This window comes from Rhodoferax sp. (assembly GCF_018780565.1).
Lineage (GTDB): Bacteria > Pseudomonadota > Gammaproteobacteria > Burkholderiales > Burkholderiaceae_C > Rhodoferax.
Genome location: NZ_JADMJN010000005.1, coordinates 66773 through 91770, shown reverse-complemented (window position 1 = coordinate 91770; position 24998 = coordinate 66773). Strand labels below are relative to the sequence as shown.

General features: G+C 57.9%; 20 protein-coding genes and 2 tRNA genes. 12 read left to right on the top strand and 10 right to left on the bottom strand.

Features of this window, described 5'->3' with window-relative positions; genetic code table 11:
* Positions 1-6 precede the first annotated feature (6 nt).
* The 5 genes from uppS to rpsB form a co-directional block, all read right to left on the bottom strand.
* Complete coding sequence (gene uppS / locus IV109_RS07945) at positions 7-729, bottom strand: polyprenyl diphosphate synthase (RefSeq protein WP_296694658.1); 723 nt, start codon at positions 727-729, stop codon at positions 7-9.
* An 87-nt stretch (positions 730-816) separates the two neighbouring features.
* A complete protein-coding gene (gene frr / locus IV109_RS07940; protein WP_296694657.1) occupies positions 817-1377 on the bottom strand; it encodes a ribosome recycling factor in 561 nt (186 codons plus the stop codon).
* 60 nt (positions 1378-1437) lie between these two features.
* A complete protein-coding gene (gene pyrH / locus IV109_RS07935; protein ID WP_296694656.1) occupies positions 1438-2160 on the bottom strand; it encodes a UMP kinase in 723 nt (240 codons plus the stop codon).
* Between the two features lie 113 nt (positions 2161-2273).
* On the bottom strand, positions 2274-3197 hold the full coding sequence (gene tsf, locus IV109_RS07930) for a translation elongation factor Ts (RefSeq protein WP_296694654.1): 924 nt from the start codon (positions 3195-3197) through the stop codon (positions 2274-2276).
* Positions 3198-3285: 88 nt separating this feature from the next.
* Entirely contained in the window at positions 3286-4038 is a 753-nt protein-coding gene (gene rpsB / locus IV109_RS07925; protein WP_296694651.1) for a 30S ribosomal protein S2, read from the bottom strand.
* A gap of 193 nt (positions 4039-4231) precedes the next feature.
* Between rpsB and IV109_RS07920 the strand changes: the two genes are divergently transcribed.
* The 5 genes from IV109_RS07920 to IV109_RS07900 all read left to right on the top strand — a co-directional run bounded on the left by IV109_RS07920 (position 4232) and on the right by IV109_RS07900 (position 10150).
* A complete protein-coding gene (locus tag IV109_RS07920; protein ID WP_296694648.1) occupies positions 4232-5560 on the top strand; it encodes an amidase in 1329 nt (442 codons plus the stop codon).
* Positions 5561-5621: 61 nt separating this feature from the next.
* Positions 5622-6875, top strand: coding sequence for a D-amino acid dehydrogenase (locus IV109_RS07915; protein ID WP_296694647.1), 1254 nt, complete (start codon positions 5622-5624; stop codon positions 6873-6875).
* Between the two features lie 53 nt (positions 6876-6928).
* Positions 6929-7771 carry an HDOD domain-containing protein gene (locus tag IV109_RS07910; RefSeq protein ID WP_296694645.1) on the top strand — a complete coding sequence of 281 codons (843 nt, stop codon included), beginning with the start codon at positions 6929-6931 and terminating at the stop codon, positions 7769-7771.
* 9 nt (positions 7772-7780) lie between these two features.
* Positions 7781-8668: an MBL fold metallo-hydrolase gene (locus IV109_RS07905; protein ID WP_296694644.1), complete on the top strand. Its 888-nt coding sequence runs from the start codon at positions 7781-7783 to the stop codon at positions 8666-8668.
* An 18-nt stretch (positions 8669-8686) separates the two neighbouring features.
* Positions 8687-10150: an NAD(P)H-hydrate dehydratase gene (locus tag IV109_RS07900; protein ID WP_296694642.1), complete on the top strand. Its 1464-nt coding sequence runs from the start codon at positions 8687-8689 to the stop codon at positions 10148-10150.
* Positions 10151-10208: 58 nt separating this feature from the next.
* On the opposite strand, the gene IV109_RS07895 is transcribed toward IV109_RS07900, so the two are convergent.
* Complete coding sequence (locus IV109_RS07895; RefSeq protein WP_296694640.1) at positions 10209-10964, bottom strand: SDR family oxidoreductase; 756 nt, start codon at positions 10962-10964, stop codon at positions 10209-10211.
* 40 nt (positions 10965-11004) lie between these two features.
* The gene (gene rnr / locus IV109_RS07890; protein WP_296694639.1) at positions 11005-13278 is read right to left on the bottom strand and encodes a ribonuclease R; all 2274 of its coding nucleotides are present in this window, start codon (positions 13276-13278) and stop codon (positions 11005-11007) included.
* A 50-nt stretch (positions 13279-13328) separates the two neighbouring features.
* Here rnr and IV109_RS07885 point away from each other — a divergent pair.
* Positions 13329-13413 (top strand) — tRNA-Leu (locus IV109_RS07885).
* 113 nt (positions 13414-13526) lie between these two features.
* Here IV109_RS07885 and rimO read toward each other — a convergent pair.
* On the bottom strand, positions 13527-14921 hold the full coding sequence (gene rimO, locus IV109_RS07880; protein WP_296694637.1) for a 30S ribosomal protein S12 methylthiotransferase RimO: 1395 nt from the start codon (positions 14919-14921) through the stop codon (positions 13527-13529).
* 28 nt (positions 14922-14949) lie between these two features.
* On the bottom strand, positions 14950-15483 hold the full coding sequence (phaR, locus tag IV109_RS07875) for a polyhydroxyalkanoate synthesis repressor PhaR (protein ID WP_296694634.1): 534 nt from the start codon (positions 15481-15483) through the stop codon (positions 14950-14952).
* 733 nt (positions 15484-16216) lie between these two features.
* On the opposite strand from phaR, the gene IV109_RS07870 reads away from it, so the two are divergent.
* Positions 16217-16552, top strand: coding sequence for an RNA-binding protein (locus IV109_RS07870; RefSeq protein ID WP_296694632.1), 336 nt, complete (start codon positions 16217-16219; stop codon positions 16550-16552).
* A 133-nt stretch (positions 16553-16685) separates the two neighbouring features.
* On the opposite strand, the gene IV109_RS07865 is transcribed toward IV109_RS07870, so the two are convergent.
* Positions 16686-16762: transfer RNA gene (locus IV109_RS07865), tRNA-Val, on the bottom strand.
* A gap of 131 nt (positions 16763-16893) precedes the next feature.
* On the opposite strand from IV109_RS07865, the gene IV109_RS07860 reads away from it, so the two are divergent.
* The 5 genes from IV109_RS07860 (at position 16894) to rpoD (ending at position 24966) form a co-directional block, all read left to right on the top strand.
* Positions 16894-17652, top strand: coding sequence for a 3-hydroxyacyl-CoA dehydrogenase (locus IV109_RS07860; RefSeq protein ID WP_296694631.1), 759 nt, complete (start codon positions 16894-16896; stop codon positions 17650-17652).
* A gap of 61 nt (positions 17653-17713) precedes the next feature.
* Positions 17714-19573, top strand: a complete 1860-nt coding sequence (locus IV109_RS07855; RefSeq protein WP_296694628.1) for a gamma-glutamyltransferase family protein — start codon at positions 17714-17716, stop codon at positions 19571-19573.
* An 85-nt stretch (positions 19574-19658) separates the two neighbouring features.
* The gene (locus IV109_RS07850; protein ID WP_296694626.1) at positions 19659-20459 is read left to right on the top strand and encodes a phytochelatin synthase family protein; all 801 of its coding nucleotides are present in this window, start codon (positions 19659-19661) and stop codon (positions 20457-20459) included.
* Positions 20460-20491: 32 nt separating this feature from the next.
* Complete coding sequence (gene dnaG / locus IV109_RS07845; RefSeq protein ID WP_296694624.1) at positions 20492-22366, top strand: DNA primase; 1875 nt, start codon at positions 20492-20494, stop codon at positions 22364-22366.
* Positions 22367-22617: 251 nt separating this feature from the next.
* A complete protein-coding gene (gene rpoD / locus IV109_RS07840; protein ID WP_296694622.1) occupies positions 22618-24966 on the top strand; it encodes an RNA polymerase sigma factor RpoD in 2349 nt (782 codons plus the stop codon).
* Positions 24967-24998: the final 32 nt, after the last annotated feature.

The window sequence follows — 24998 nt, the reverse complement described above, 5'->3', positions numbered from 1 at the left end:
TATTCCTCACGTTTCTGCCGAAAAGGCTGCTTGGGATGCCAGTTGCTCTGATGTTTTGCCAAACCGTCGTTCGCGCTGATTGAAGACGGCGATTGCCGCATCAAGCGCCGCATCATCAAACTCGGGCCAGAGTTTGTCGCTGAAATAAAACTCCGAGTAAGCCGACTGCCATAGCAAGAAATTGCTTATGCGCTGCTCGCCACCGGTGCGAATGACCAAATCAGGATCAGGCACATGGGCCAGAGCCATGGCCCGGCCCAACTCAAGCTCGGTGACCGGTTTGCCCTCAGCTGCCACTTTTGCGGCCGCCTGGACGATATCCCAGCGCCCCCCATAATTGAAGCAAACATTCAGAATGAGACGTGTGTTCGCAGCGGTCGCGCGTTCCGCCTGCTCAATACCTGCAATCACCTTCGATGACAAACCGGCGCGCTCGCCAACAAAATGCAATTGAACGCCATCGGCCTTGAGCTGCGGGACTTCCCTGGTCAAGGCCATCGCGAAAAGGTCCATCAGACCGGACACCTCCTCGACGGGCCGATTCCAGTTCTCGGAGGAAAAGGCAAAGACAGTCAACACGCCAACGCCGCGTTGCGCACATGTCTTCACGCATCGACGAAGTGTGTCGACACCCTGCTTGTGGCCAGCAACCCGGGGAAGAAAACGCTTTGACGCCCATCGTCCATTGCCATCCATCACGATGGCGATATGGTGAGGTACCGGGCTCATGACTTTTGTCAAAGGAAACACCAGCGCAGTGAACGCTGATCGGAGCGTTGCCCGATTCGGGGAAGCAAGCGTCGTAGTGGCGACAACTTAGACCGCCATGATTTCTTGTTCTTTGGCCGTGACCAACTGGTCAATCACCTGAATGTGGCGATCTGTTACTTTCTGGATATCACTCTCAGATCGCTTTTGATCATCTTCAGAGGCCAACTTGTCCTTGACTGCCTTCTTCACCGACTCATTGGCATCACGGCGCAGATTGCGCACCGCAATCTTGGCGCTCTCGCCTTCATTCCTCACCACTTTGGTGAGTTCCTTACGGCGCTCTTCGGACATGGCAGGCATGGGAACACGAATCAACTCTCCCATTGACGAGGGGTTCAGGCCCAGATCGCTGTCGCGAATGGCTTTCTCAATCTTGGCCCCCATACCCTTTTCCCAGGGTTGCACGCTGATGGTGCGGGCGTCGAGCAATGACACATTAGCCACCTGGCTAATCGGCAACATGGAGCCGTAATAGTCGACCTGCACAGCATCCAGCAGTGCGGGATTCGCTCGACCGGTGCGAATTTTGGTCAGATTATTCTTGAATGCGGCAATGGACTGATCCATCTTGGCTTCAATCGTGCTTTTGATATCGGCAATGGGCATTTTTCTCTCCTCACTCAACTGTTGACTGGCGTCCCGATTCAGAGCGCAATTTTGACATGATCAGGCGTAGACCAAGGTGCCTTCATCTTCTCCCATCACCACGCGCTTGAGGGCACCGTGCTTGAATATGGAGAACACCTTGACGGGCAACCTCTGGTCACGGCACAAGGCAAAAGCGGTCGCGTCCATGATGCCCAGGTTTTGAGCCATGGCCTCATCAAACGAGATCTTGCTATAGCGGGTAGCGCTGGGGTCTTTCTTGGGGTCAGCGGTGTAGACCCCATCGACTTTGGTTGCCTTCAAGACGATTTGAGCGCCAATTTCGGCTCCGCGCAAGGCTGCAGCGGTATCCGTCGTGAAGAATGGATTGCCTGTGCCTGCGGCAAAAATCACCACTTTACCCTCTTCGAGGTATTGCAGTGCCTTGGGCCTGACGTAGGGTTCAACCACCTGCTCAATGGCAATAGCCGACATGACGCGAGCGGTCAAACCGGCCTTGTTCATGGTGTCGCCCAGCGCCAGAGAATTCATGACCGTGGCCAGCATGCCCATGTAATCAGCCGTGGCCCGATCCATACCCACCGAACCCCCGGCGACGCCGCGGAAAATATTGCCACCACCAATCACAACCGCCACTTCCACACCAAGGCGGGTAACCTCGGCAACCTCATCCACCATCCGAACAATGGTGTCTCGGTTAATGCCAAACTGGTCGTCCCCCATCAGAGCCTCGCCTGACAGCTTGAGCAATATGCGCTTATAGGCTGGTTTGGCGACGGACATGATGGACTCCTTGATGCGATGACTGATGTGGGCGAATTAGATCCAAATTCAGCCCGGTATTTTCGATCTGAATTGGAACATGGAAAACCGAATGACGAACGGCTGTATAGCTATCAGCTTGCCTGCTGTGCAGCAGCCACTTGGGCAGCGACCTCGGCGGCAAAGTCGTCAACCTTCTTCTCGATGCCTTCACCCACGACGTAAAGAGTGAAACTCTTGACGGTGGTGCTGGCAGCCTTGAGCATTTGCTCAACTGTCAGCTTGTCGTTCTTAACGAATGCCTGGTTGAACAAGGACACTTCCTTGAGGTATTTCTGGACACCGCCCTCGATGCGCTTGGCAACGATCTCTGCGGACTGAACCGGCTTGCCTGCAGCCGTTGCGACTGCTGCGTCTTCTGCCGCCTTGGCGGCCGCAACGGAACGCTCCCTGGCAACCAACTCAGCAGGCACATCGGCGCTGGACAGAGCAACCGGCTTCATGGCAGCAATGTGCATGGCAACGTCTTTGGCGGCTGTTTCATCACCATCAAACTCTACGACCACGCCAATGCGTGTGCCGTGCAGATAAGAGGCCAGCTTGTTGCCAGCGGCAAAGCGGGCGAAACGGCGGAAGCTCATGTTCTCGCCAATCTTGCCGATCAAACCCTTGCGCACATCTTCCAGTGTTGGACCAAAACCGTCTTGAGCATAGGGCAAAGCACCCAGAGCTGCCACGTCAGCCGGATTGTTCTTGGCGATCAGCTCGGCGGCAGCCTTGGCGAGAGCCAGGAAGCTGTCGTTCTTGGTCACGAAGTCGGTTTCGCAGTTGACTTCAAGCAAGGCACCCACGCCGTTGTCAATGAAGCTGGTCACCACGCCTTCGGCGGTGATACGGCCGGCAGCCTTGCCAGCTTTGCTACCCAGCTTGACACGCAGCAACTCTTCGGCTTTGGCCATGTCGCCATCGGCCTCCGTCAAAGCGCGTTTGCATTCCATCATGGGCGCATCAGTTTTGCCACGCAGTTCTGCGACCATGCTTGCGGTAATTGCAGCCATTTTGTTTCTCCGTACTCAGTTCAGTTATTTAAAAAGGGACTAAAAAAAAGGGGCATCGAAGCCCCCTTTTTTGGGGTCGCGAGCAAACTCAGGCAGCAGCCTCGTTCACTTCGACAAATTCGTCAGCGCTCTCAGCGGCAACAGCCTTGACAACATCATCCACCGCATTGGAACGACCTTCGATGATCGCGTCAGCGATACCACGGGCGTACAGAATGACAGCCTTGGAGGAGTCATCGTTGCCAGGAATGACATAGTCGATGCCTTCCGGGGAGTGGTTTGAATCCACCACGGCGATCAGGGGAATGCCCAGTTTTTTGGCTTCGGCAATGGCAATCTTGTGGAAACCCACGTCGATCACGAAAATGGCATCCGGCAGAACGGTCATATCCTGAATGCCGCCGATGTCTTTTTCCAGCTTGATCAGTTCGCGAGCAAACATCAGTTGCTCTTTCTTGTTCATGCTGTCCAGACCAGCTTCCTGCTGGATCTTCATTTCTTTGAGACGCTTGATGGAGGTCTTGACCGTTTTGAAGTTGGTCAACATGCCGCCCAACCAGCGCTGGTCAACGTAAGGCACGCCAGCGCGCTGGGCTTCCATCGCCACGGTTTCGCGGGCTTGGCGCTTGGTGCCAACCATCAGCACGGTGCCGCGCTTGGCAGAAATCTGGCGCACGAACTTGGCGGCCTCCTGGAACATCGGCAGCGATTTTTCCAGGTTGATGATGTGAATTTTGTTGCGATGGCCGAAGATGAACGGTGCCATCTTGGGATTCCAGAAACGGGTCTGGTGACCGAAGTGGACGCCGGCGTCCAACATTTCGCGCATAGTAACTGCCATGATTTAACTCCAAAGGTTAGGTCTAAAATCCAGTTCGTTTTTGCACCCCATGAAGACAATTTCAAATTCACTTTGAAATTGCCCGCAAAAGCCGCAACACCTTGATTAAACTGGTTTGCTGATTTGTTTCCCCAAATGGCCAACCGGCCACTCGGCAAAACCCAAGGACTATAGCACATCGCTGCGCAAATCCATGATTCCAGACCTTCACACCACGCTAGACCTGCTGCGCAGCGGACAGAGCAGTCCACAACTCGAGATTGAAAAAGCCATTGCGGCGGCTCAATCAAATCGCTGCAGCCACGTTTTTCTGACCACCCTGTTTGACCAGGCCCGTGCCACCGCCGACACGCCCGGCATCGTGAGCCGCCCGCTGGCAGGCCTTGCCGTATCGGTCAAAGATCTGTTTGACATGGCCGGACAAACCACGTGTGCCGGCTCGATCGTGCTCCAGAACGCACCGCCGGCTGCACAGGATTGCGCGGCTGTAAGCCGACTGAAACAGGCAGGCGCCAGCATCATCGGGCGTACCAACATGAGTGAGTTTGCCTTTTCTGGCGTTGGAATCAACCCTCACTACGGCACGCCGTCAAACGCCTGTGACACCGATGTAGCGCGTATCCCGGGCGGTTCCTCATCAGGGGCTGCGATTTCGGTGGCCACGGGCGCCGCCTTCATCGGACTGGGATCGGACACGGGTGGCTCAATTCGCATTCCGGCAGCACTCAATGGCCTGGTTGGCTTCAAGAACACGGCGAGACTTGTGCCCAATACCGGCGTCCTGCCCCTCTCCACCACCATGGACACGGTGTGCGCCCTCACCCGCTCCGTGCGCGACGCAGTTTATGCCCATGAACTGCTGTCCCAGCAGCGAGTGACTCGCAGCCCCGCCCCCCTCTGCGCCTACCGCCTGGGCGTACCCCGTACATGGATGCTCGACGGTCTTGACGCCACCGTGTCCCGTGCCTGGCAGCGCACGCTCAAAACCTTGCGCGATGCGGGCGCTCGCATTGATGAAATCCCGCTCGCGGAGATCCACGAACTGCAACAGATCCAGGCCACTGGTGGCTTCTCCGCAGCCGAAAGCTACGCCTGGCATCATCGCTTGCTGAAACACAAAGCCCACCTCTACGACCCTCGCGTGGTCGCTCGCATCCAGCGCGGTGCGACAATGCGCGCTTGTGACTACATAGAGCTTCAGGATGCACGGCGCAGCTGGATAGAACGAATGGAAACCGCCATGCAAGGCTTTGACGCCTTTCTTTCGCCCACCGTGCCCATCGTGGCCCCCCCAATTGCAGATATTGCCCCCGGATCCCAACGCGACGAGGCCTTTTTCCGGGTCAACACCTTGCTGCTTCGAAACACCAGTGTGATCAATATGCTCGATGGTTGCGCGATTTCGATTCCGTGCCATGAGCTTGGCGAACTGCCTGTTGGCTTGATGATCTGGGCGGGCGCCATGCGCGACGACCCTGTGCTCAACATAGCGCAGAAAATTGAGTCAATACTACAAAAATGATAGCTGACCACGCTTTTTATGCGTGGGTTATCGGCCCAAAAGGCCTAGAAAAAAGGGATTCATGAAGATTGCAGTTATCGGCGCCGGCATCATTGGCGTCACCACGGCCTACGAACTGGCCTGCGACGGCCACGAAGTGACAGTGATGGAGCGACGCGCCGCCGCCGCCGAGGAAACCAGTTTTGCGAATGCCGGCATCGTGGCCCCGGGTTACGTCACGCCTTGGGCAGCCCCGGGTATGCCTTCTAAAGTCATCCAGCATTTATTCAGCCGCTACGCGCCGGTCAAGGTGGGCTTGCCCTTGTCCTTGCGCGAACTGGCGTGGATGTGGCGGTGGTACCGCGCCTGCCAACCCGAAACCTATCTGGCCAACCGGGCCCAATTGCAAAGTCTGGCGCTCTACAGCAGAGATCGGCTGCACCACATCACGGCCGATTTGAAGCTGGAATATGACCGCAGCGACGGCTACATGGTGCTTCTGCGCAGCGAAAAAGACAGCAAGCTGGCCCAGCCAGGGCTTCAACTGTTGCGCGACGCGGGACTGACTTTCAAGGAACTCAGCCCGGTTGAGGCTCGCAAGGCCGAGTCGGCACTCAACCCGGATACCTCATTTTTCAGTGCCATCTACCTGCCCGATGATGAAGTGGGAAACTGCCGCCAGTTCGCCCTCATGCTGAAAAATGAGGCGCTGCGAATGGGTGTCAAATTTGCATTCAACACCACGGTCACTCAAATCAACACGTCGGCCGGCGCCACGGTGAGCATTGCCGGCGAACAGGTGCCACGCCCATTTGACGCGGTCGTCATGTGTGCCGGACTGGATTCGACCCGATTGCTGGGACCGCTGGGCCTGAAAATTCCGATGGTGGCCGTTCATGGCTACTCGCTCAGCGCGCCCATTCGCGAGCCGCTGAACGCGCCACGCAGTGCAGTCATGGACGAGCACTACAAAGTGGCCATTTCACGACTGGGCAACCGGGTGCGCGTGGCCGGCGGCGCTGAAATCGGCGGTGCCAGCGACAAAAAACGCGCCAGCTCCGTAGCCACCCTGTACAAGGTCTTGCATGACTGGTTCCCTGGTGCGGCCAATTTGGCAAGTGGCGTCCAACAGTGGAAAGGGGCACGCCCCATGTTGCCCGACGGCCCGCCCATTCTTGGCGCCAGCGGACTCAGTGGACTCTGGCTGAATCTGGGCCATGGCTCCAGCGGCTGGGCACTGAGTTGTGGCTCGGCCAGAGTGCTCGCAGACCTCATTGGCGGACGGACTCCTGGCATGGATGTCGCCGGCTTGGGGGTGGACCGCCTTCGCGCTTAAAGTAGGGTATTGCACAGATTGACACAATGCGCGGTTAACAGACAATCCAAACCATGAATCCAGAACTGTCCCAAAAGCTGGCCGCCGCCGTTGACGGCATGCCGGCGTTTCCCAAAAGCGTCCAGAAAATCCTGGAGTTGACCCGCGATGTCAATTGCACGCCCAAGGATCTGGTGCAGGTCATCGACAAAGACCCCGTGGTCACGGTGAAGATTCTGAAGGTGGTCAATTCGGCGTACTACAGCTTGCCCAAGCAGATCACATCCATCAACCACGCGGTGGTCTACCTGGGCTTCAACACCATCAAGAACCTGGCTCTGAGCATCGCCGCTATTGGCATGCTGCCCAAGGACAACGCAGCCGGCTTCGACGCCCAGCAATACCTGCTGCACTCGCTGGCTACCGCCAGCATTGCCAAGCAACTGGCGCTGCGCCTGGACGATGCCGACCCGATGGACTGCTTTATTGCAGGTTTGCTGCATGACTTTGGCAAGGTGGTTTTTGCCCAGTTCATGCCCAACGAATTTCGCAAGGCCCTGCAAGCCAGTCAGGCCAATGGCAGCTCCCTGCATCTGGCCCTGCAGGAGGTCATTGGCGTTGACCATGCGGTGGTCGGCGCGATGCTGGTCGAGAAGTGGCGCTTTGCCCCCAACCTGATCCAGACCATCCGCCACCAGTACGGTGCGGACCTGATGGACACCGACATGATTGCCTGCGTTTTTGCAGCCAATCAGATCAGCAAGAAGCTCGAGTTTGGCTTTGGTGGCAATCCCTGCATCGAAGAACTCCCCCCCCCATTGGCCAAGCGACTGGGCGGCACGCTGGAGGAAGTCATGGCGTCATTGGGTGATCTGGCACCCGTGTTTGAAGAAGCCAAAATATTTTCAAAAGTTTGAGGACATGGCATGAAAGTCAGATTCTGGGGAGTACGAGGTTCCATCGCTTCACCTGGTCCGAGCACCGTGCGCTATGGCGGCAACACCACCTGTATCGAGATCCGCACCGACAACAACGAGTTGATCATCATTGACGCGGGTACCGGCATCTTCCCGCTGTCCCAAACACTGCTGGCTGAGTTGCCGGTAACAGCCAACGTGCTGATTTCCCATTCGCACTGGGATCACATCCAGGGTTTGCCCTTTTTCATTCCCAACTTCATTCCAGGCAATCTGCTGCGTCTGCACGGGGCATTTGACCCCGTGTCGGGCAAAGGCATCGAACAGGTCATGTCGGTGCAACTGCAATACAGCTATTTCCCCGTGCGCGAGGCGGAGATGAAGGCCCGCATTGAATACGTGACACTGGCGCCGGAGCAAAGCGTCCAGATCGGCTGCGCCACAGTAACGCCCTACCTGATGAACCACCCGGTCATCGATTTCGGCTACCGCATTGAAGCCAATGGCAAATCAGTGTTTTTCACCGGCGACCATGAGCCGCCCCTCAATATTTATGAGCCAGGCGACGAGGGCTATGCCGAGTATCAGACCTTTGTGGATGAAAAGGCCGAAAGCATCCTGCGCGCCATGCAGAATGTCGACGTACTGATTGCCGACTCCTCCTACACCGAGCAGGAATACCCTGCCAAAAAAGGCTGGGGGCATGGCACTTTCAACACCAGCATCCGCTATGCCAAAGAAGCCGGTGCCAAGGTCCTGTTTTGCACACACCATGAACCCACGCGAAGCGACGATGCGTTGGAGGAAGCGTTCCGGCAAGTCATGGCCGAGCATCCTCGGCAAGCCGGGGACCCTGACTATCGCTTGGCCCGCGAAGGCGAAACCTACGAGTTTTGAAGCTCGGCGGCTGGCACCATGCTGAAAATCGACTTCCGCTCGCGCCAGCCCCTGCACAGCATTGAGGCGACCCGCCGTATTGAACAGGCCGCCCCGGCAAAGCTTGCACCCCACACCCTGATGCAACGCGCCGGACTGGCCGTCGCACGATTGGCGCTAGCAACCACACCCCACGCCGAAACCATCTGGGTGGCCTGCGGACCCGGCAACAACGGTGGAGACGGTATGGAAGCGGCCGGGCACCTTCAACGTTGGGGAAAACAGGTGGTGGTGACCTGGCTCGGCAGTCTTGACAAAGCGCCACCGGATGCAGCGAGCTCCTGCCAGCGCGCAATGGAAGCCTGTGTCATGTTTGCCGACGAGCCGCCCCAGAACTACGACTTATGCATCGATGCCTTGCTGGGAATCGGTGCCAGCAACCGCGCACCTGAGGGCCGTATGGCGGCCTGGATTGCACTCATGAACTCGACAAGTGCCCCGGTACTGGCGGTGGACATCCCAACCGGGCTGCATGCCGATACCGGCGCACTCTGGCACCCCTGCGTGAACGCTCGGCACACCTTGAGTCTGCTGACGCTCAAACCCGGCCTGTTCACGGCCCATGGCCGTGACACCTCGGGAACCGTGTGGCTGGACGCGCTGGGCGCTGGACATGACGCAGCGGACACGCCAATCCCACGCGACCCACCCACCGCCTGGCTGTCGGGTGCACCAAAGGACTTGAAACGCGCTCACGCTTCACACAAAGGCAGCTTCGGCGATGTGGCGGTGGTCGGCGGCGCCATAGGCATGACGGGCGCAGCACTGCTGGCCGCATCGGCCGCCTTGCACGGAGGTGCTGGCCGGGTGTTTGTGGGCTTGCTCGATGGCGGCAGCATGAGCGTGGACACCAGCCAGCCCGAGTTGATGTTCAGGCCGGTCAATGCCTTGGACTTCAAGGGCATGACGGTGGTGTGTGGTTGTGGCGGCGGCGAATCCGTTGGAGCCCTCCTTCCACGGATATTTTCAACCCTGTCCCCCGTGGTCATTGACGCAGATGCGCTTAATCTGGTAGCAAACGACGTCCAACTTCAAACCTTGCTGGTCAACCGGAACAAGCGCCTTGCGAACACGGTGCTGACGCCGCATCCGCTGGAAGCGGCCCGCCTGCTGGGCAACTCCACCGCCCAGGTACAGCATGACCGGCTGTCGGCCGCGCAGCAATTGGCACAACGGTTTGGATGCACTGTGGTGCTCAAGGGGTCGGGAACCGTCCTCGCGGCCCCCGACGAAGTTCCTGTGATCAACCCCAGCGGCAACGCACGACTGGCCACTGCGGGCACAGGCGATGTGCTGGCCGGCATGATTGGGGCCCAGCTGGCAGCGGGCAAATCGACTTTTCAGGCAGCTTGCGACGCGGTGTACCAGCATGGGCTGCTGGCCGACAAATGGCCTGAAGATCAGCCTTTGACGGCCGGGTTACTTTCTCGATCGCTATCGTAAATATAGCAAACAATGCTTATTCAACGAGGGGAAGGGCCCCCTGTCTTCAATAAATTTGTCAGCCGCGACCGACAAAAGGCATCTTGGTCGCCATGACTGTGTGAAACATCACATTGGCCTCCAGAGGCAGGCTGGCCATGTACACCACGGATTGCCCTACGATGTTCACATCCATGGTCGGCTCACTGACAACGTTCCCATTGGCCTGCATGATGCCGGCCGACATACGCTGAGTCATGTCGGTCGCAGCATTGCCAATGTCGATCTGGCCCACCGCAATGTCGTACTTGCGGCCATCCAGCGAGGCCGCCTTGGTCAAGCCGGTAACGGCGTGCTTTGTGGCGGTATAGGCAATCGAATTCGGACGCGGCGTGGTGGCTGCAATGGAGCCGTTGTTGATAATGCGCCCCCCCTGCGGTATCTGCGCCTTCATCACCCTGAACGCCTGCTGAAGACACAAAAACATGCCAGTGAGGTTGATGTCCACCACGTTTTTCCAATGCGCCAGCTCAAGGTCTTCAAGGGGAACGGCAGGCGCACCGACGCCGGCATTGTTGAACAGCACATCGACACGGCCAAAGGCTTGCACGGTCTTCTCAAAAAGCACCTGCACCGAGACGGGGTCCGACACATCGGTCGCTATGGCCAGCCCCCGCTCGCCCATACCGCTTTGCGCCAGCACAGCCTGCAGCGGCTCTATCCTGCGCCCGCCAAGCGCGACCCGGTACCCTGCCTGCAGCAAGGCCAGCGTCACAGCCTTCCCTATGCCGGTGCCGGCACCAGTGACAATCGCCACTTTTGAAACTGAAGTCATATGAATTGATATTGGAGTTGTTCGGCTTGCACAGAATCACTTAGCTGCGACGACGCGGCTTGTGACCTCTGCTCTTGTCGGGTGTCTGTTTGGCCGCGGCTTTTGACTTGCGGGCCGATGGACTTCCTTCACGGGCCAGCGGTTCGGATATCTTGCGTACCGCGCGCTTGCCTGATGCCTTGCGGCCCGGGCCGTTGTCCGGCGCGCTGCGCCCCGGACCTTCGCGTACAACGCCCTTGTCTTTCATGGCCCGGTTTTGAAACTCCTCGCCCTCATGCACCAGTCGGAAATCAATCTTGCGTCCATCCAGATCGACCCGGCTGACCTGCACCCGAACGCGTGTACCAATGGCGTAACGCATGCCGGTGCGCTCACCACGCAACTCCTGACGCGCCTCGTCAAAGCGGAAATACTCACCGCCCAGTTCGGTGATATGAACCAGTCCTTCCACATACATGGCATCCAGCGTCACAAAAATACCGAAGCTCGTCGCTGAACTGACCACGCCGCCGTATTCTTCGCCCAGATGCTCGCGCATGTACTTGCATTTGAGCCAGGCCTCCACATCGCGGCTCGCTTCATCCGCACGACGTTCGTTGGCACTGCAGTGCAGCCCGGCTGCTTGCCAGGCCTGGCTTTCCGCGCTGAGCTTCTTGGGCTTTTGTCCAGGCTCGGCAACCTTGGAAGCCAACCCTTTTTCAAGCCGGCGTGACAGCTTCGCATGCGCCTCGCCGGGAGTGGGCAGTGTAGGCAATTGGTAACGCGTTTTGGCCAGGATGGCCTTGATGACCCGGTGCACCAGCAGATCGGGGTAACGCCGGATCGGACTGGTGAAATGCGTGTACGCATCAAATGCCAAACCAAAGTGGCCACTGTTGATCGGCGTATAGATCGCCTGTTGCATGGAACGCAACAGCATGGAGTGAATCTGCTGCGCATCCGGCCGGTCTTTGGTGGCCGCCGCAATGGCCTGAAATTCGCCCGGTGACGGATCATCGCTGATCGACATGCCCACGCCCGTAGCCTTAAGGTAGTTGCGCAAAATCTCCTGCTTCTCGGGCGTTGGCCCCTCATGCACGCGGAACAAACCAGCATGTTTGCTTTGCGCAATGAAGTCGGCACTGCACACGTTGGCCGCCAGCATGGCTTCTTCAATCAACTTGTGCGCATCGTTGCGGGTACGTGGCACGATTTTTTCGATGCGCCCGCTCTCGTCACAGATGATCTGGGTTTCAACCGTTTCGAAATCGACGGCGCCGCGCCGCTGGCGTGATTTGAGCAGGGCACGGTACACATCGTGCAGATTCATCAAATCAGCAATCCTGTCTTTGCGTTTGATCGCCTCGGGACCGCGTGTATTGGCCAGAATGGCCGCCACTTCGGTGTAGGTAAAGCGCGCATGACTCCACATCACCGCCGGGTAAAACTGGTAGGCATCGACCTCACCGTCTTCAGTCACCATCATGTCGCACACCATGCACAGGCGCTCGACTTCCGGATTGAGCGAACACAGCCCGTTGGACAGTTTTTCCGGCAGCATGGGAATCACGCGGCGCGGAAAATACACGCTGGTGGCGCGGTCGTACGCATCAATGTCTATGGCAGAACCGGTTTCCACGTAATGACTGACATCCGCAATGGCCACCAGCAGACGCCAGCCCTTGGCAGCAGATTTACCTTTGCCAATTTTTGCCGGCTCGCAGTACACGGCGTCATCAAAATCCCGGGCGTCCTCGCCATCTATTGTGACCAAGGGCACATCGGTGAGATCAACACGACGTCTCTTGTCCTGCGGACCGACCTTGTCCGGCAGGGTTCGCGCCAATGCGATGCAGGCCTCCGAAAATTCATGGGGCACGCTGTACTTGCGCACGGCGATTTCGATCTCCATGCCAGGATCATCAATCTCGCCAAGTATTTCTTTAACGCGTCCCACGGGTTGGCCGTACAAGGCGGGAGGCTCGGTCAGCTCCACCACAACCACCTGGCCGGGCTTGGCCATGCCGGTGGCGGCCTTGGGAATCATCACGTCCTGCCCGTAACGTTTATCTTCTGGGGCGACGATCCAGATGCCGCTTTCGTGCAACAGGCGACCAATGATGGGCTGCTTGGGCCGCTCAACGATTTCGACCACGCGCCCCTCGGGACGCCCCTTGCGATCGCTGCGCACAATACGCACCTTGACGCGGTCTTTGTGCAGCACGGCCCGCATTTCATTGGGGGGTAAATAGATGTCGGATTCACCGTCGTCACGGGACACAAACCCGTGTCCATCACGGTGACCTTGAACAGTTCCTTCAACTTCGTCCAGCAAGCCGCTGGTTTGGCTAATATTTTTGATACAATAACTCTCTTTCCTGAAATGCCCAGGTGGCGGAATTGGTAGACGCACTAGTTTCAGGTACTAGCGAGTAACTTCGTGGGGGTTCGAGTCCCTTCCTGGGCACCAATATAAATGAAATCCGGGAATCTTTTATGAAGATTTCCGGGTGTTTTTTAGCAAAAAGCCGCTGTACTTCCAGCGGCTTTTTTGTTGTCCTGAAATAGTTCAAATGGCGTGAATCAATAAGGCTGAGCCACGAGATCGTGCCCCTGCGTGCCCACAATGCGGGCCTTGGTGAACTCACCAACCTTCAAGGTCTTGCTGATCTTTTCAGGCGGCAGCAACTTCACCACGCCATCAATCTCGGGCGCATCGGCATAAGAGCGTCCGACACCGCCCTTCTTGCCCATCGCCGGCGCTGAATCGATCAACACCTGCATAGTGGCGCCGATGCGCTGCTGCAACTTGGCCGCAGACACCGCTTCAGCAACCGCCATGAAGCGCGCGCGCCGCTCTTCCCGCAGTTCAATCGGCAACATGCCGGGAATGTCATTGGCCGCAGCGCCATCTACCGGGCTGTAGGCAAAGCAACCTGCTCGATCAATTTGAGCTTCCTTCATGAAATCCAGCAGATGAGAAAACTCTTCTTCGGTTTCACCGGGGAATCCCGCAATGAACGTACTGCGCACCACTATCTCGGGACATATCTCACGCCAGCGCTGAATGCGTTCCAGATTTCTTTCGCCACTGGCCGGGCGCTTCATGCGCCTGAGTACATCCGGGTGGCTGTGTTGCAAAGGCACATCCAGATACGGCAGCACCGCACCGGTGGCCATCAGGGGCAGGACCTCATCGACACTTGGATACGGGTACACATAATGCAATCGCACCCAGGCGCCATAGGGCAAAGCCATCTCGCCCAGAGCCTGCACCAGTTCAAGCATGCGTGTCTTGATCGGCTTGCCGTCCCAGAATCCGGTGCGGTATTTGACGTCAACGCCGTAGGCCGAGGTATCCTGGCTGATCACCAGCAACTCCTTGACGCCGCCTTCAAACAGGGCGCGCGCTTCCTTCAGCACATCACCTATGGGCCGGGACACGAGATCACCGCGCATCGACGGAATGATGCAAAACGTGCAACGGTGGTTACAGCCTTCGCTGATCTTGATGTAGGCATAGTGCCGAGGCGTGAGCTTCACACCCGCCACACCAAATGCGTTGGGCACCAGATCAATGAACGGATCGTGCGGCTTGGGCAGATTGGCATGCACCGCGTCCATCACCTCTTGCGTGGCCTGCGGACCGGTCACAGCCAACACGCTGGGGTGCATTTGCCGCACCAGATTGCCACCGCCCTCGGCGGATTTGGCACCCAGGCAACCCGTGACGATGACTTTGCCGTTTTCGGCCAGCGCCTCGCCAATGGTGTCCAGGCTTTCCCTGACCGCATCGTCGATAAAGCCGCAGGTGTTGACGATCACCAGGTCGGCGCCCTGAAATGTCTTGGAGGTTTGATAACCCTCAGCGCTGAGTTGCGTAAGGATCAGTTCGGAATCGGTCAGCGCCTTGGCGCAGCCGAGGCTGACGAATCCGACTTTGGGAGGGGTGTTGATTTTGGTAATTACTTCGCTCATGTATCGATTGTCCCAGCATTCGCGCCGGTCAGCGTTTGATCCCGAAAGCTCCCAGCATCTGATCGGTCTGCTTTTGCATCTGCTCCTGCATTTGCGCAAACATGTTCTGGGCTTGCTCCAGGTTGCCGCCCATCATTCCCTGCAATGCCGGAGATTGCAGAGCCGAGAACTGTGACCACATTTCAGGCGTGAAACCTTTGGATTGCTCGCCAAATTTGGCATTGATATCACTCAAGGTCTGAATATTTTTTTCAAGGTACTTGCCCATGAACCCTTGCATGGCATGCCCATAAAAGCGGATCACACTGGCCAGCACAGGCGCCGTGAACATCGGCGATCCATTGGCCTCTTCCTCAAGAATGATTTGAAGCAAAATGCTGCGCGTCAGGTCTTCACCGGTTTTGGCATCCCGCACCACGAAGGGCTCGCTGTCCATCACCAGCTGTTTAACCTCGCTCAATGTGATGTAGCTTGACGTATCCGTATCGTAAAGCCGTCGGTTGGGGTATTTCTTGATAACACGCTGAGTAACTTTCGACTCAGCGGTATTCTTGCTCTGCATGGAAGCTCCTCTGGCTCAGGCTGGGCCTGATGTAATGTATTGCACTGCAACACATTCTAAAGAGTGCCCCCCAACCCGGTCCCAAGGTTTACCCTGAGGCTTCGTTAAAAGCAAGACAAAATATTCAGTGATTTCCAGACTTAATTCAAATTAGGACTGAAGTCTGCCTTTCACGAAGCTGACATTATAGCCCGCAGTAGCGCGACGCGGGAATCGCCACAGGTTCAGGACATGAACCGTATACCGGGAATGCCTATGCATGCCGTCGCATAGATTGCGGCTTGACAGGTCGCCATAGTCAGCACTGTGTCGCTCGCTACCCACGCAAGCAGAACCCATGATGGCAGCGTCCAGAGAGAAATACTCTGGCAACTCTGCGCGCAAATAATCCGGCGTGACTGCTTGAACGCGGGTAAAATCCACCAGTTGCTGTGATTTGCTTCCCTTTGCAGTAGCTGTAGTCTGACACGGTCAGTAGCGCTTTACTTGCTGCTCCCGCACCTTTTTGGTCGATAGTTTCGACCCTCCCGGGCGTCAAACTCCCCCAGCGGCGAGCTTTACCTCCGGTCTCAATTTTTCTCCCCGACCGAACCCAAGACCTGTGTCCACGAACTGAATTCAGTTTCAGCTCATGGAGTTCCGGTACTCCTGGACGCTTGGCCATGGCCAAGCGTCATTCCCCCGCGTAGCGCGGTACCTTGAAACTGCGCTCGCATATTTGAAAGATCCCAAAATGGGTAAGAAACTTTACGTCGGCAACCTCTCCTACTCGGTAGATGACCAATCCCTGAACCAAAATTTCTCTGACTTCGGCACCGTATCGTCTGCCAAGGTCATGATGGACCGTGACAGCGGCCGCTCCAAGGGCTTCGGCTTTGTGGAAATGTCGAGCGACGCGGAAGCCCAGGCGGCCATCAGCGGCATGAACGGCAAATCGGTCGATGGCCGTGATATGGTGGTCAATGAAGCCCGCCCAATGGAACCACGTACCGGCGGCTTCGGTGGTGGTGGCGGTGGCCGTCGCGAAGGCGGCGGTGGCGGCTATGGTGGTGGCGGCAACCGCTACTGAAGTCTGCACCTCAGTTGAGAAAACCGGCCAGAAGGCCGGTTTTTTTTGCTTGGATGAATGATGCCAGGTCGCGAAAAACACCGTTGAAAACCAAAAAACCCTTGTAACTCACTGAATTACAAGGGTTTAAATTTGGTAGGCGCAATTGGACTCGAACCAACGACCCCCACCATGTCAAGGTGGTGCTCTAACCAGCTGAGCTATGCGCCTGAATATATCCGAAGCCTCAGATTATAGCGGGAATATTCAGTCAGTCGATTCACGAGCAAAAGAAAAATGAGCCTGGTGTGAATGGGCCATAATTTCCGTTTACGTCAACGTCAATTGTTTTTGGAGATCACATGGACATCGCAGGCAAAGTATTCATCGTCACAGGTGGCGCATCGGGTTTGGGTGAAGGCACAGCGCGTATGCTGGCAGACAAAGGCGGCAAAGTGGTTATTGCCGACATGCAGGTTGAAAAAGGCGAAGCCATCGCCAAGGAAATTGGCGGTGCATTCGTCAAATGCGATGTCAGCAACGAGGCTGATGGCCAGGCCGTGGTTGCCAAGGCAGTCTCCATGGGCAAGCTGATGGGTTTGGTCAACTGCGCAGGTATTGCACCGGCCGAAAAAACCGTGGGCAAAAACGGAGCACACAACCTGGGCGTGTTCACCAAGTGCATTACCGTCAACCTGGTGGGCAGCTTCAACATGATTCGCCTGGCCGCTGACGCGATGTGCAAGAACGACCCCGAAGCCACCGGCGAGCGCGGTGTGATGATCTCCACCGCGTCGGTTGCGGCCTATGACGGCCAGATTGGTCAAGCGGCCTACAGCGCATCCAAGGGCGGCATCGTCGGCATGACGCTGCCCATCGCACGTGATCTGTCACGCAACGGCATCCGCAACATGACCATTGCGCCCGGCATTTTTGGCACACCCATGATGTTCGGCATGCCCAAGGAAGTGCAAGACTCCCTGGCGTCCAGCGTACCCTTCCCCTCGCGCCTGGGTACGCCACAAGACTACGCCAAACTGGCGCAGCACATTTTTGAGAACGACATGCTCAATGGCGAAGTGATTCGCCTGGATGGTGCGATTCGCCTGGCACCACGCTGATCCCGCGAAAACGCATCACGGTCTGATGGCACGGGTTCGCTATCAGACCTGCAGAACACCCATGATGCACACCCTGGCCCTGACGACCCATCTCCAACGCGATGGAGGCAAGCTTGCCTCCATCGCGTTGTTGTTGCTGGCAGGCTGTGCCAGCACGGCAGAGTTCACGTACAGCGTGCCGGTGCAGTCTGAGGCGTCTTCGGTCTATACCGACAAGCCCGGATGGACAACTTCAAAGTTTGCCGTCGCAGCGGCGAATCCACTCGCCACCGATGCGGGCTACCAGATTCTCAAAGCCGGTGGCAGTGCAGTTGACGCCGCCATCGCCGTGCAAATGGTCCTGACCCTGGTGGAGCCGCAAAACAGCGGCATTGGTGGCGGTGCGTTTCTTCTGCATTTCAACGGCCAGGCCGTCGAAGCCTTTGACGGACGCGAAACCGCCCCCGCCGCCGCTGACGAAAATCTGCTGACCGGCAGTGACGGAAAACCCGTGGCGTTTTACGACGCCGTGGTGGGTGGTCGCGCCGTTGGTACCCCAGGCACGGTGGCCATGCTGACGATGGCGCACAAAGAGTACGGCAAATTGCCCTGGGCCCGGTTGTTCGAGCCTGCGATTCGCCTGGCTACGGACGGATTCAAGGTCAGCCCCCGCCTGAGCTCACTGCTGGGTGCGGACAAGCATCTGAGAAAGGACCCTGTTGCCTTTGCCTATTTCTACAAAACCGATGGCTCACCCCATGACGTGGGCCATGTGCTGCGCAACCCCGCGCTGGCAGAAGTTTTGAAGCGGATCGCAACCCATGGCGCCCAAGCGCTGCATGAGGGCGAAGTGGCGCAAGCAGTTGTGGACAAGGTGCAAAAACACCCCGGCAATCCCGGAAAATTGAGCTTGTCTGACCTGGCCTCTTACAAGGCAATCAAGCGTGTACCTCTGTGCCACGACTACCTGACCCATGCACGCGAATACCGGATGTGTGGCTTCCCGCCGCCGAGTTCAGGCGCGATTGCGCTGGGGCAGATCCTGGGCCTGCTCAATCACACCAACGCCGCCGCCCACCCTTTGGAAAGTGCCTTGCCGTCGACGCAGTGGCTACACCTGTACACCGAAGCATCGCGTCTGGCTTTTGCAGATCGAGCGCAATACGTGGCTGACCCGGATTTTGTACAGCCGCCCGCAGGCAACTGGATGAGCCTGCTGGACCCCGCCTATTTGGCGGAGCGCGCCAGGCTGATTGGGCAAACCCCGGATTCAATGAGCATGAAAGCCGCGAAGGCCGGCCTGCCCCATGACGCAAAGATGGCCTTTGGGCCTATGACCGAGCAGGTCGAGTACGGCACCTCCCACATTTCCATCGTTGACGCCTATGGCAACGCCCTGGCCATGACCACAACCATTGAAGACGGCTTCGGCTCGCGCCAAATGGTGAATGTGTGGCCCGGTTTGTCCGGCGGATTTCTGCTGAACAACGAACTCACTGATTTCAGTTTTGCGCCGCGCGATGCGGCTGGTCTTCCCATTGCCAATCGCATTCAGCCAGGCAAACGACCCCGCTCGTCTATGGCACCAACTTTGATCTTTGACAAGGCCAACGGCGCGCTGGTCATGAGTGCGGGCAGCCCGGGCGGGGCACAGATCATTCACTACACAGCCAAAACAATCTATGGCATTCTGAATTGGGGCCTGTCGCCGCAGCAGGCCATCAACCTGCCCAATTTTTCTTCGCTCAATGGCCCGACCATTCTTGAAGAGAAGCGTTTTCCCGTCGCCACCGTTGAGGCGCTTAAAAAACGTGGCCACGAGGTTCGGGAGGTCAATATGACCAGCGGCCTGCAGGCCATTGCCCGCAGCCGGGTGGATGGCGCAACACAATGGCTGGGCGGTGCTGACCCACGGCGCGAAGGCGTGGTCATGGGTGACTGACGCAGAACCTCAATAGACCGTAGACTTGTCCTTTCCCGCGGCCCTTTTGCCTCGATCCTTGTCCCAGGAATCCGGAGATTCATTCATGTCGCTGCTTGCCCGTTTTTTCCTGATCAGTCTGCTGTCCATTTCATTTGTCTCCAGCGGTTGGGCGCAAGACAGTGCCACGGTGAACCGTGGGCAGGAACTGGTCGCCTTTGCTTCGGAGGAAGGCATGACACGCCTTGCGCGGGCGGCGGCGAAAGTTGACTTTCCCGCGCTGGCCAATCAGTTTGAGGCGCAGTCCAATGCCGCTTTCTGCGGACCGACCACGGCGGCCATCGTACTGAACACGGTCTACGCAAGCGCCAGGGAATTGCCGCGCGATCGCAGCCGCTTGCGGGCCGAAGACCTGCAGCATCTGCCCAGCGGATTCGACCTGACCGTTGCGCGCTACACGCAGGACAACGTCATTGGCAAAGGACAAAAGACCCGTTCGCGGGTGCTGGGCGAGCCCGAAACCGTCAATGGCAAGCAGGTCAGGGACACCGGTTACCAGCTGCGCCAGCTTGATGAGCTGCTGCGGGCACATGGTCTGGGCACCCGGGCCGTCATCGTTGATAACCAAAAGCCCGAGGACGAGATTCGCACCGATCTGGCCGACAACCTCAAACGTGGCGGGGACTATGTGATCGTCAACTACCGGCGCGAGGCCGTGGGCCAGCGTGGCGGCGGGCATATTTCGCCCGTAGGCGCCTATGACGCGCAATCCGACTCCTTTTTGGTGATGGACGTCAATCCCGCCAGCGCAGGCTGGGTCTGGATGCCCATAGCCACCCTGGTCCGAGGCATGCGCACCTTCGACACGGTGGAAAACCGCGGCTACATCTTGGTGCAGGCCCGCTAGGCTGCCAGCGCGCCTGGGTCACAATACCGTCCGTGTCAATCCCTCAAACCTTCATTCAGGAACTGCTCGCGCGCGCTGACGTGGTGGAGATCGTCGGGCGCTATGTGCAGCTCAAAAAGGGCGGCGCCAACTTCATGGGCCTGTGCCCATTTCATGGCGAGAAATCACCGTCGTTCTCCGTCAGCCCGGCCAAACAGTTCTACCACTGCTTTGGTTGTGGCAAAAATGGCAATGCGATCAGCTTTCTGATGGACCACGCCGGCATGACCTTCGTGGAAGCCGTGAAGGATCTGGCCCAGCAGTATGGCCTGCAAGTGCCCGAGGACGACGCCAGCCCGCAGGACCGGGCACAAGCCGCGCAGCAGCGGGAAAAACAGGCCACCCTGACGGACGTGCTGGAGAAAGCTGGCGACGCCTACCGAAAACAACTCAAAATTTCGCCCCGCGCGGTGGAATACCTCAAAGGCCGCGGTCTGTCGGGTGAGGTGGCGCGGCAATACGGCCTGGGTTATGCCCCGGAAGGCTGGCGTAGTCTGGCCAGCGTGTTCCCAAGCTACGACGAACCCCTGCTGGTGGAAAGCGGCCTGGTGATCCTGAACGTCGAAGACGGCGAAGACGAAAAGCGCTACGACCGGTTTCGTGACCGCATCATGTTCCCCATCCGCAACATCAAGGGCGAGTGCATCGGCTTTGGTGGACGCGTGCTGGGCGATGAAAAGCCCAAGTACCTGAACTCCCCGGAAACACCGGTCTTCAGCAAGGGCCGCGAACTGTATGGCCTGTTCGAGGCGCGCAACGCCTTGCGCGACCTGGGCTATGCGCTGGTGACTGAGGGCTATATGGACGTGGTGGCACTGGCCCAGCTGGGTTTTCCCAACGCGGTGGCCACGCTAGGCACCGCCTGCACCACCGATCATGTGCAAAAACTCTTTCGTTTTACCGACTCGGTGGTGTTCAGCTTCGATGGCGACGCGGCAGGTCGGCGCGCGGCGCGCAAGGCACTGGACGGCGCCCTGCCCTTCGCCACCGATGTGCGCAGCGTCAAGTTCCTGTTCTTGCCCGCCGAACACGATCCCGACAGCTTTATCCGTGAATTTGGCCGCGAAGCCTTTGCGCGCTATGTGAGCGAAGCGGTGCCGTTAAGCCGCTTCCTGATCGACGCGGCCCGCGATGGCTGCGACCTCAACACCGCTGAAGGCCGCGCCCATATGGCCAGCAACGCCAAGCCTTTGTGGATGCAGTTGCCCGAGGGCGCCCTGAAGCTGCAATTGCTGAGCGAGATTGCCGACCTGGTGCAATTGTCCAGCCGCGAGTTGACGGATTTGTGGAACCCCAAGCCAGTCAGCCACCACACGGAAAAAACCAAATACTATAAAAAAGATAGTGAATCAGGCAATGAATACGGTGGCTACAGGTCAAATTCTCGTGAAAAGAGAACCGAACGACCGCGTATGGGCAGTCGCGCCCGGCCAGCCACCCGGGCCGACCACGCGGCACGGATTCTGCTGGGCAACATGGCCGGGCTCGAGGGCCTCTCAGCCGAAGACCACGCCATGCTGTGTGAGCTGCCAGCGCCGCACGGGCCCTTGTTCGTCTGGCTGGAGAGCCAGTTGCATGAGCATGGTCCGCAACTCTGGATCGCCCTGCGCGAGGGCCTTCGCGGACATGAAGGCGAAGACCTTGCGCTTCGCCTGATGGCGGATTTCGAGCTGGTTGAACCGGATGAAGCCGGGGAATCGGCCAGTGAGTTGCGCAACCTGCTCAACCGCATGCTGGTGGAGCGGCTCAAAGAGCAGGAAACCGAAGCCATTCAGGCGGCCAAGGCCGATCCAAGCGCCCTGAACCGTTACCGTGAACTGCAAACGCGCCGGCGCCAGCTTGAATCCCTGCCCCTCGATTCTGATTGAATTTCGGAAAATTCGAGGTATAATCCTCTGTTGATTGTCGGCAAGAGCGACAGCAGTACCTCCGGGCCCAGCCAAACGATGACACTCACTGTTCACGACCGGCTACCTTACCGCAAGGGCTGCACACCAAATGTTCGCCCATACATCTTGCCACTGAGGGATTTTTTTCCTCTGTCACACAAACTGCGCCGGTCTCCTTTGAGGCGCCTGTTCATTCTGTCTTTTCTTTTTTGAAGTCCTGAGGTTTTTACATGCCTGTTCAAAAGTCCAAGAAGCCTGTCCAGCCCGCTGCAAAGCCCGTTACCAAGGTTGCCCCCAAACCGGCACCCAAAGCCGCCGCCCCCAAGGTTGCGGCCAAGGTAACGGTCAAGACCGCTACCAAGAAGCCCGATACGAAAGTCATAACAGTGCCCGCATCCAAGTCTCCCGCCAAAGCGCCCGTCGTTGAATCCGCTGAAGTTGTTGTTAAAAAGAAGCCTGGGCGCCCGCCCAAAGTCGTGTCCGCCGAGTCGGACGCACCGCCCAAAACCGGTGCCAAGCGTGGCCGCAAGCCCAAAAGTGCCTCCGAATCCTCTGGTTCGGACGACATGGACATGGCCGACATTGAGGCTGATCTGGTTGGCGAGCCGGTAGTCACCGGGGAAAAAGTCAAACCCCTGCGCATGAAAATCAGCAAGGCCAAAGAACGCGCCTTGATGAAAGAGTTTGGTCTGGACGAAACCGTCCTGTCCGAAGAAGACATGGCCAAGCGCCGTCTGCGCCTGAAAGCCCTGATCAAGCTGGGCAAGACCCGCGGCTACCTGACACACGGCGAGATTTCCGACCACCTGCCCGACAAGCTGGTCGATGCCGAGACCCTTGAAGTCGTGATCTCCATGCTCAACGACATGGGCGTGGCCGTCTACGAACAAACCCCTGACGCTGAAACACTGTTGCTTAACAACAATGTCTCCACTGCCGCCACCGAAGAAGAGGCCGAGGAAGAAGCGGAAGCCGCCCTGTCCACCGTGGACAGCGAGTTTGGCCGCACCACCGACCCGGTGCGCATGTACATGCGTGAAATGGGCACGGTTGAACTGCTGACCCGTGAAGGCGAAATCGAGATCGCCAAGCGCATCGAAGGCGGGCTGATGTTCATGATGGAGGCGATTTCCGCCTCCCCTGCCACCATCGCCGAAATTCTGCGTCTGGGTGAAGACATCCGTGAAGGCAAGGTCGTCATCACGACCATCGTGGACGGCTTCTCCAACCCCAATGAGGCCGACGACTACGTGGCCGAGGAAGACTTCGACGAGTTCGACGAAGCCGACGATGACGACGGCAAAGGCGGCTCCAAGGCGTTGACCAAAAAGCTGGAGGAACTCAAGCGTGAAGCGCTGACCCGCTTTGACAAGCTGCGCGAGTACTTCGAAAAAATCCACAAAATCTACGACAAGGAAGGCTACGGCACGCCCAACTACGTCAAAGCCCAGAAGGCCTTGTCGGAAGAGTTGATGTCCATTCGTTTCACCGCCAAAGCCATTGAGAAGCTGTGCGACATGGTGCGTGGCCAGGTGGACGATGTGCGCAAGAAAGAACGCGAGCTGCGCCGCATCATCGTGGACAAGTGCGGCTACCCGCAAGAGAACTTCATTGCCGATTTCAGCGGCCGCGACAAGCACGGCAACAAGGTTGCCAGCCAGTTGCTGAACCTGAAATGGATCGAAAAACAAGCTGCTGCTGGCAAGCCCTGGAGCGCCATCATGGGGCGCAACATTCCCCCGGTGCAGGACCTGCAGCAAAAGCTGACCGACCTGCAATCCCGCGTGGTGGTGCCGCTGGACCAGCTCAAGGACATCAACAAGCGCATGAACGAAGGCGAGTACTCGTCACGTGCCGCCAAGAAGGAAATGATCGAGGCCAACTTGCGTCTGGTGATCTCGATTGCCAAGAAGTACACCAACCGCGGCCTGCAGTTCCTGGATTTGATCCAGGAAGGCAACATCGGTTTGATGAAGGCCGTGGACAAGTTCGAATACCGCCGCGGCTACAAGTTCTCGACCTACGCCACCTGGTGGATTCGCCAGGCCATTACCCGCTCCATCGCGGACCAGGCGCGCACCATCCGTATTCCGGTGCACATGATCGAAACCATCAACAAGATGAACCGCATCAGCCGTCAGCACCTGCAGGAGTTCGGCTTCGAGCCCGATGCTTCCGTGCTGGCCGAGCGCATGGAGATTCCGGAAGACAAGATCCGCAAGATCATGAAAATCGCCAAAGAGCCGATTTCCATGGAAACACCCATCGGTGACGATGACGACAGCCACCTGGGCGATTTCATCGAAGACGGTGCCAACACCGCCCCGATGGAAGCCGCGATGCAGGCCGGCCTGCGCGATGTGGTCAAAGACATTCTGGACAGCCTGACACCACGCGAAGCCAAGGTGCTGCGCATGCGCTTCGGTATCGAGATGACTTCCGATCACACCCTGGAAGAGGTGGGCAAACAGTTTGACGTGACGCGCGAACGCATTCGCCAGATCGAAGCCAAGGCCTTGCGCAAGCTCAAGCACCCCAGCCGCTCCGACAAGCTGCGCAGCTTTACCGATACCCTGTAAACGCCACTTAGTCCGTCAAAAAGCGCCTTAGG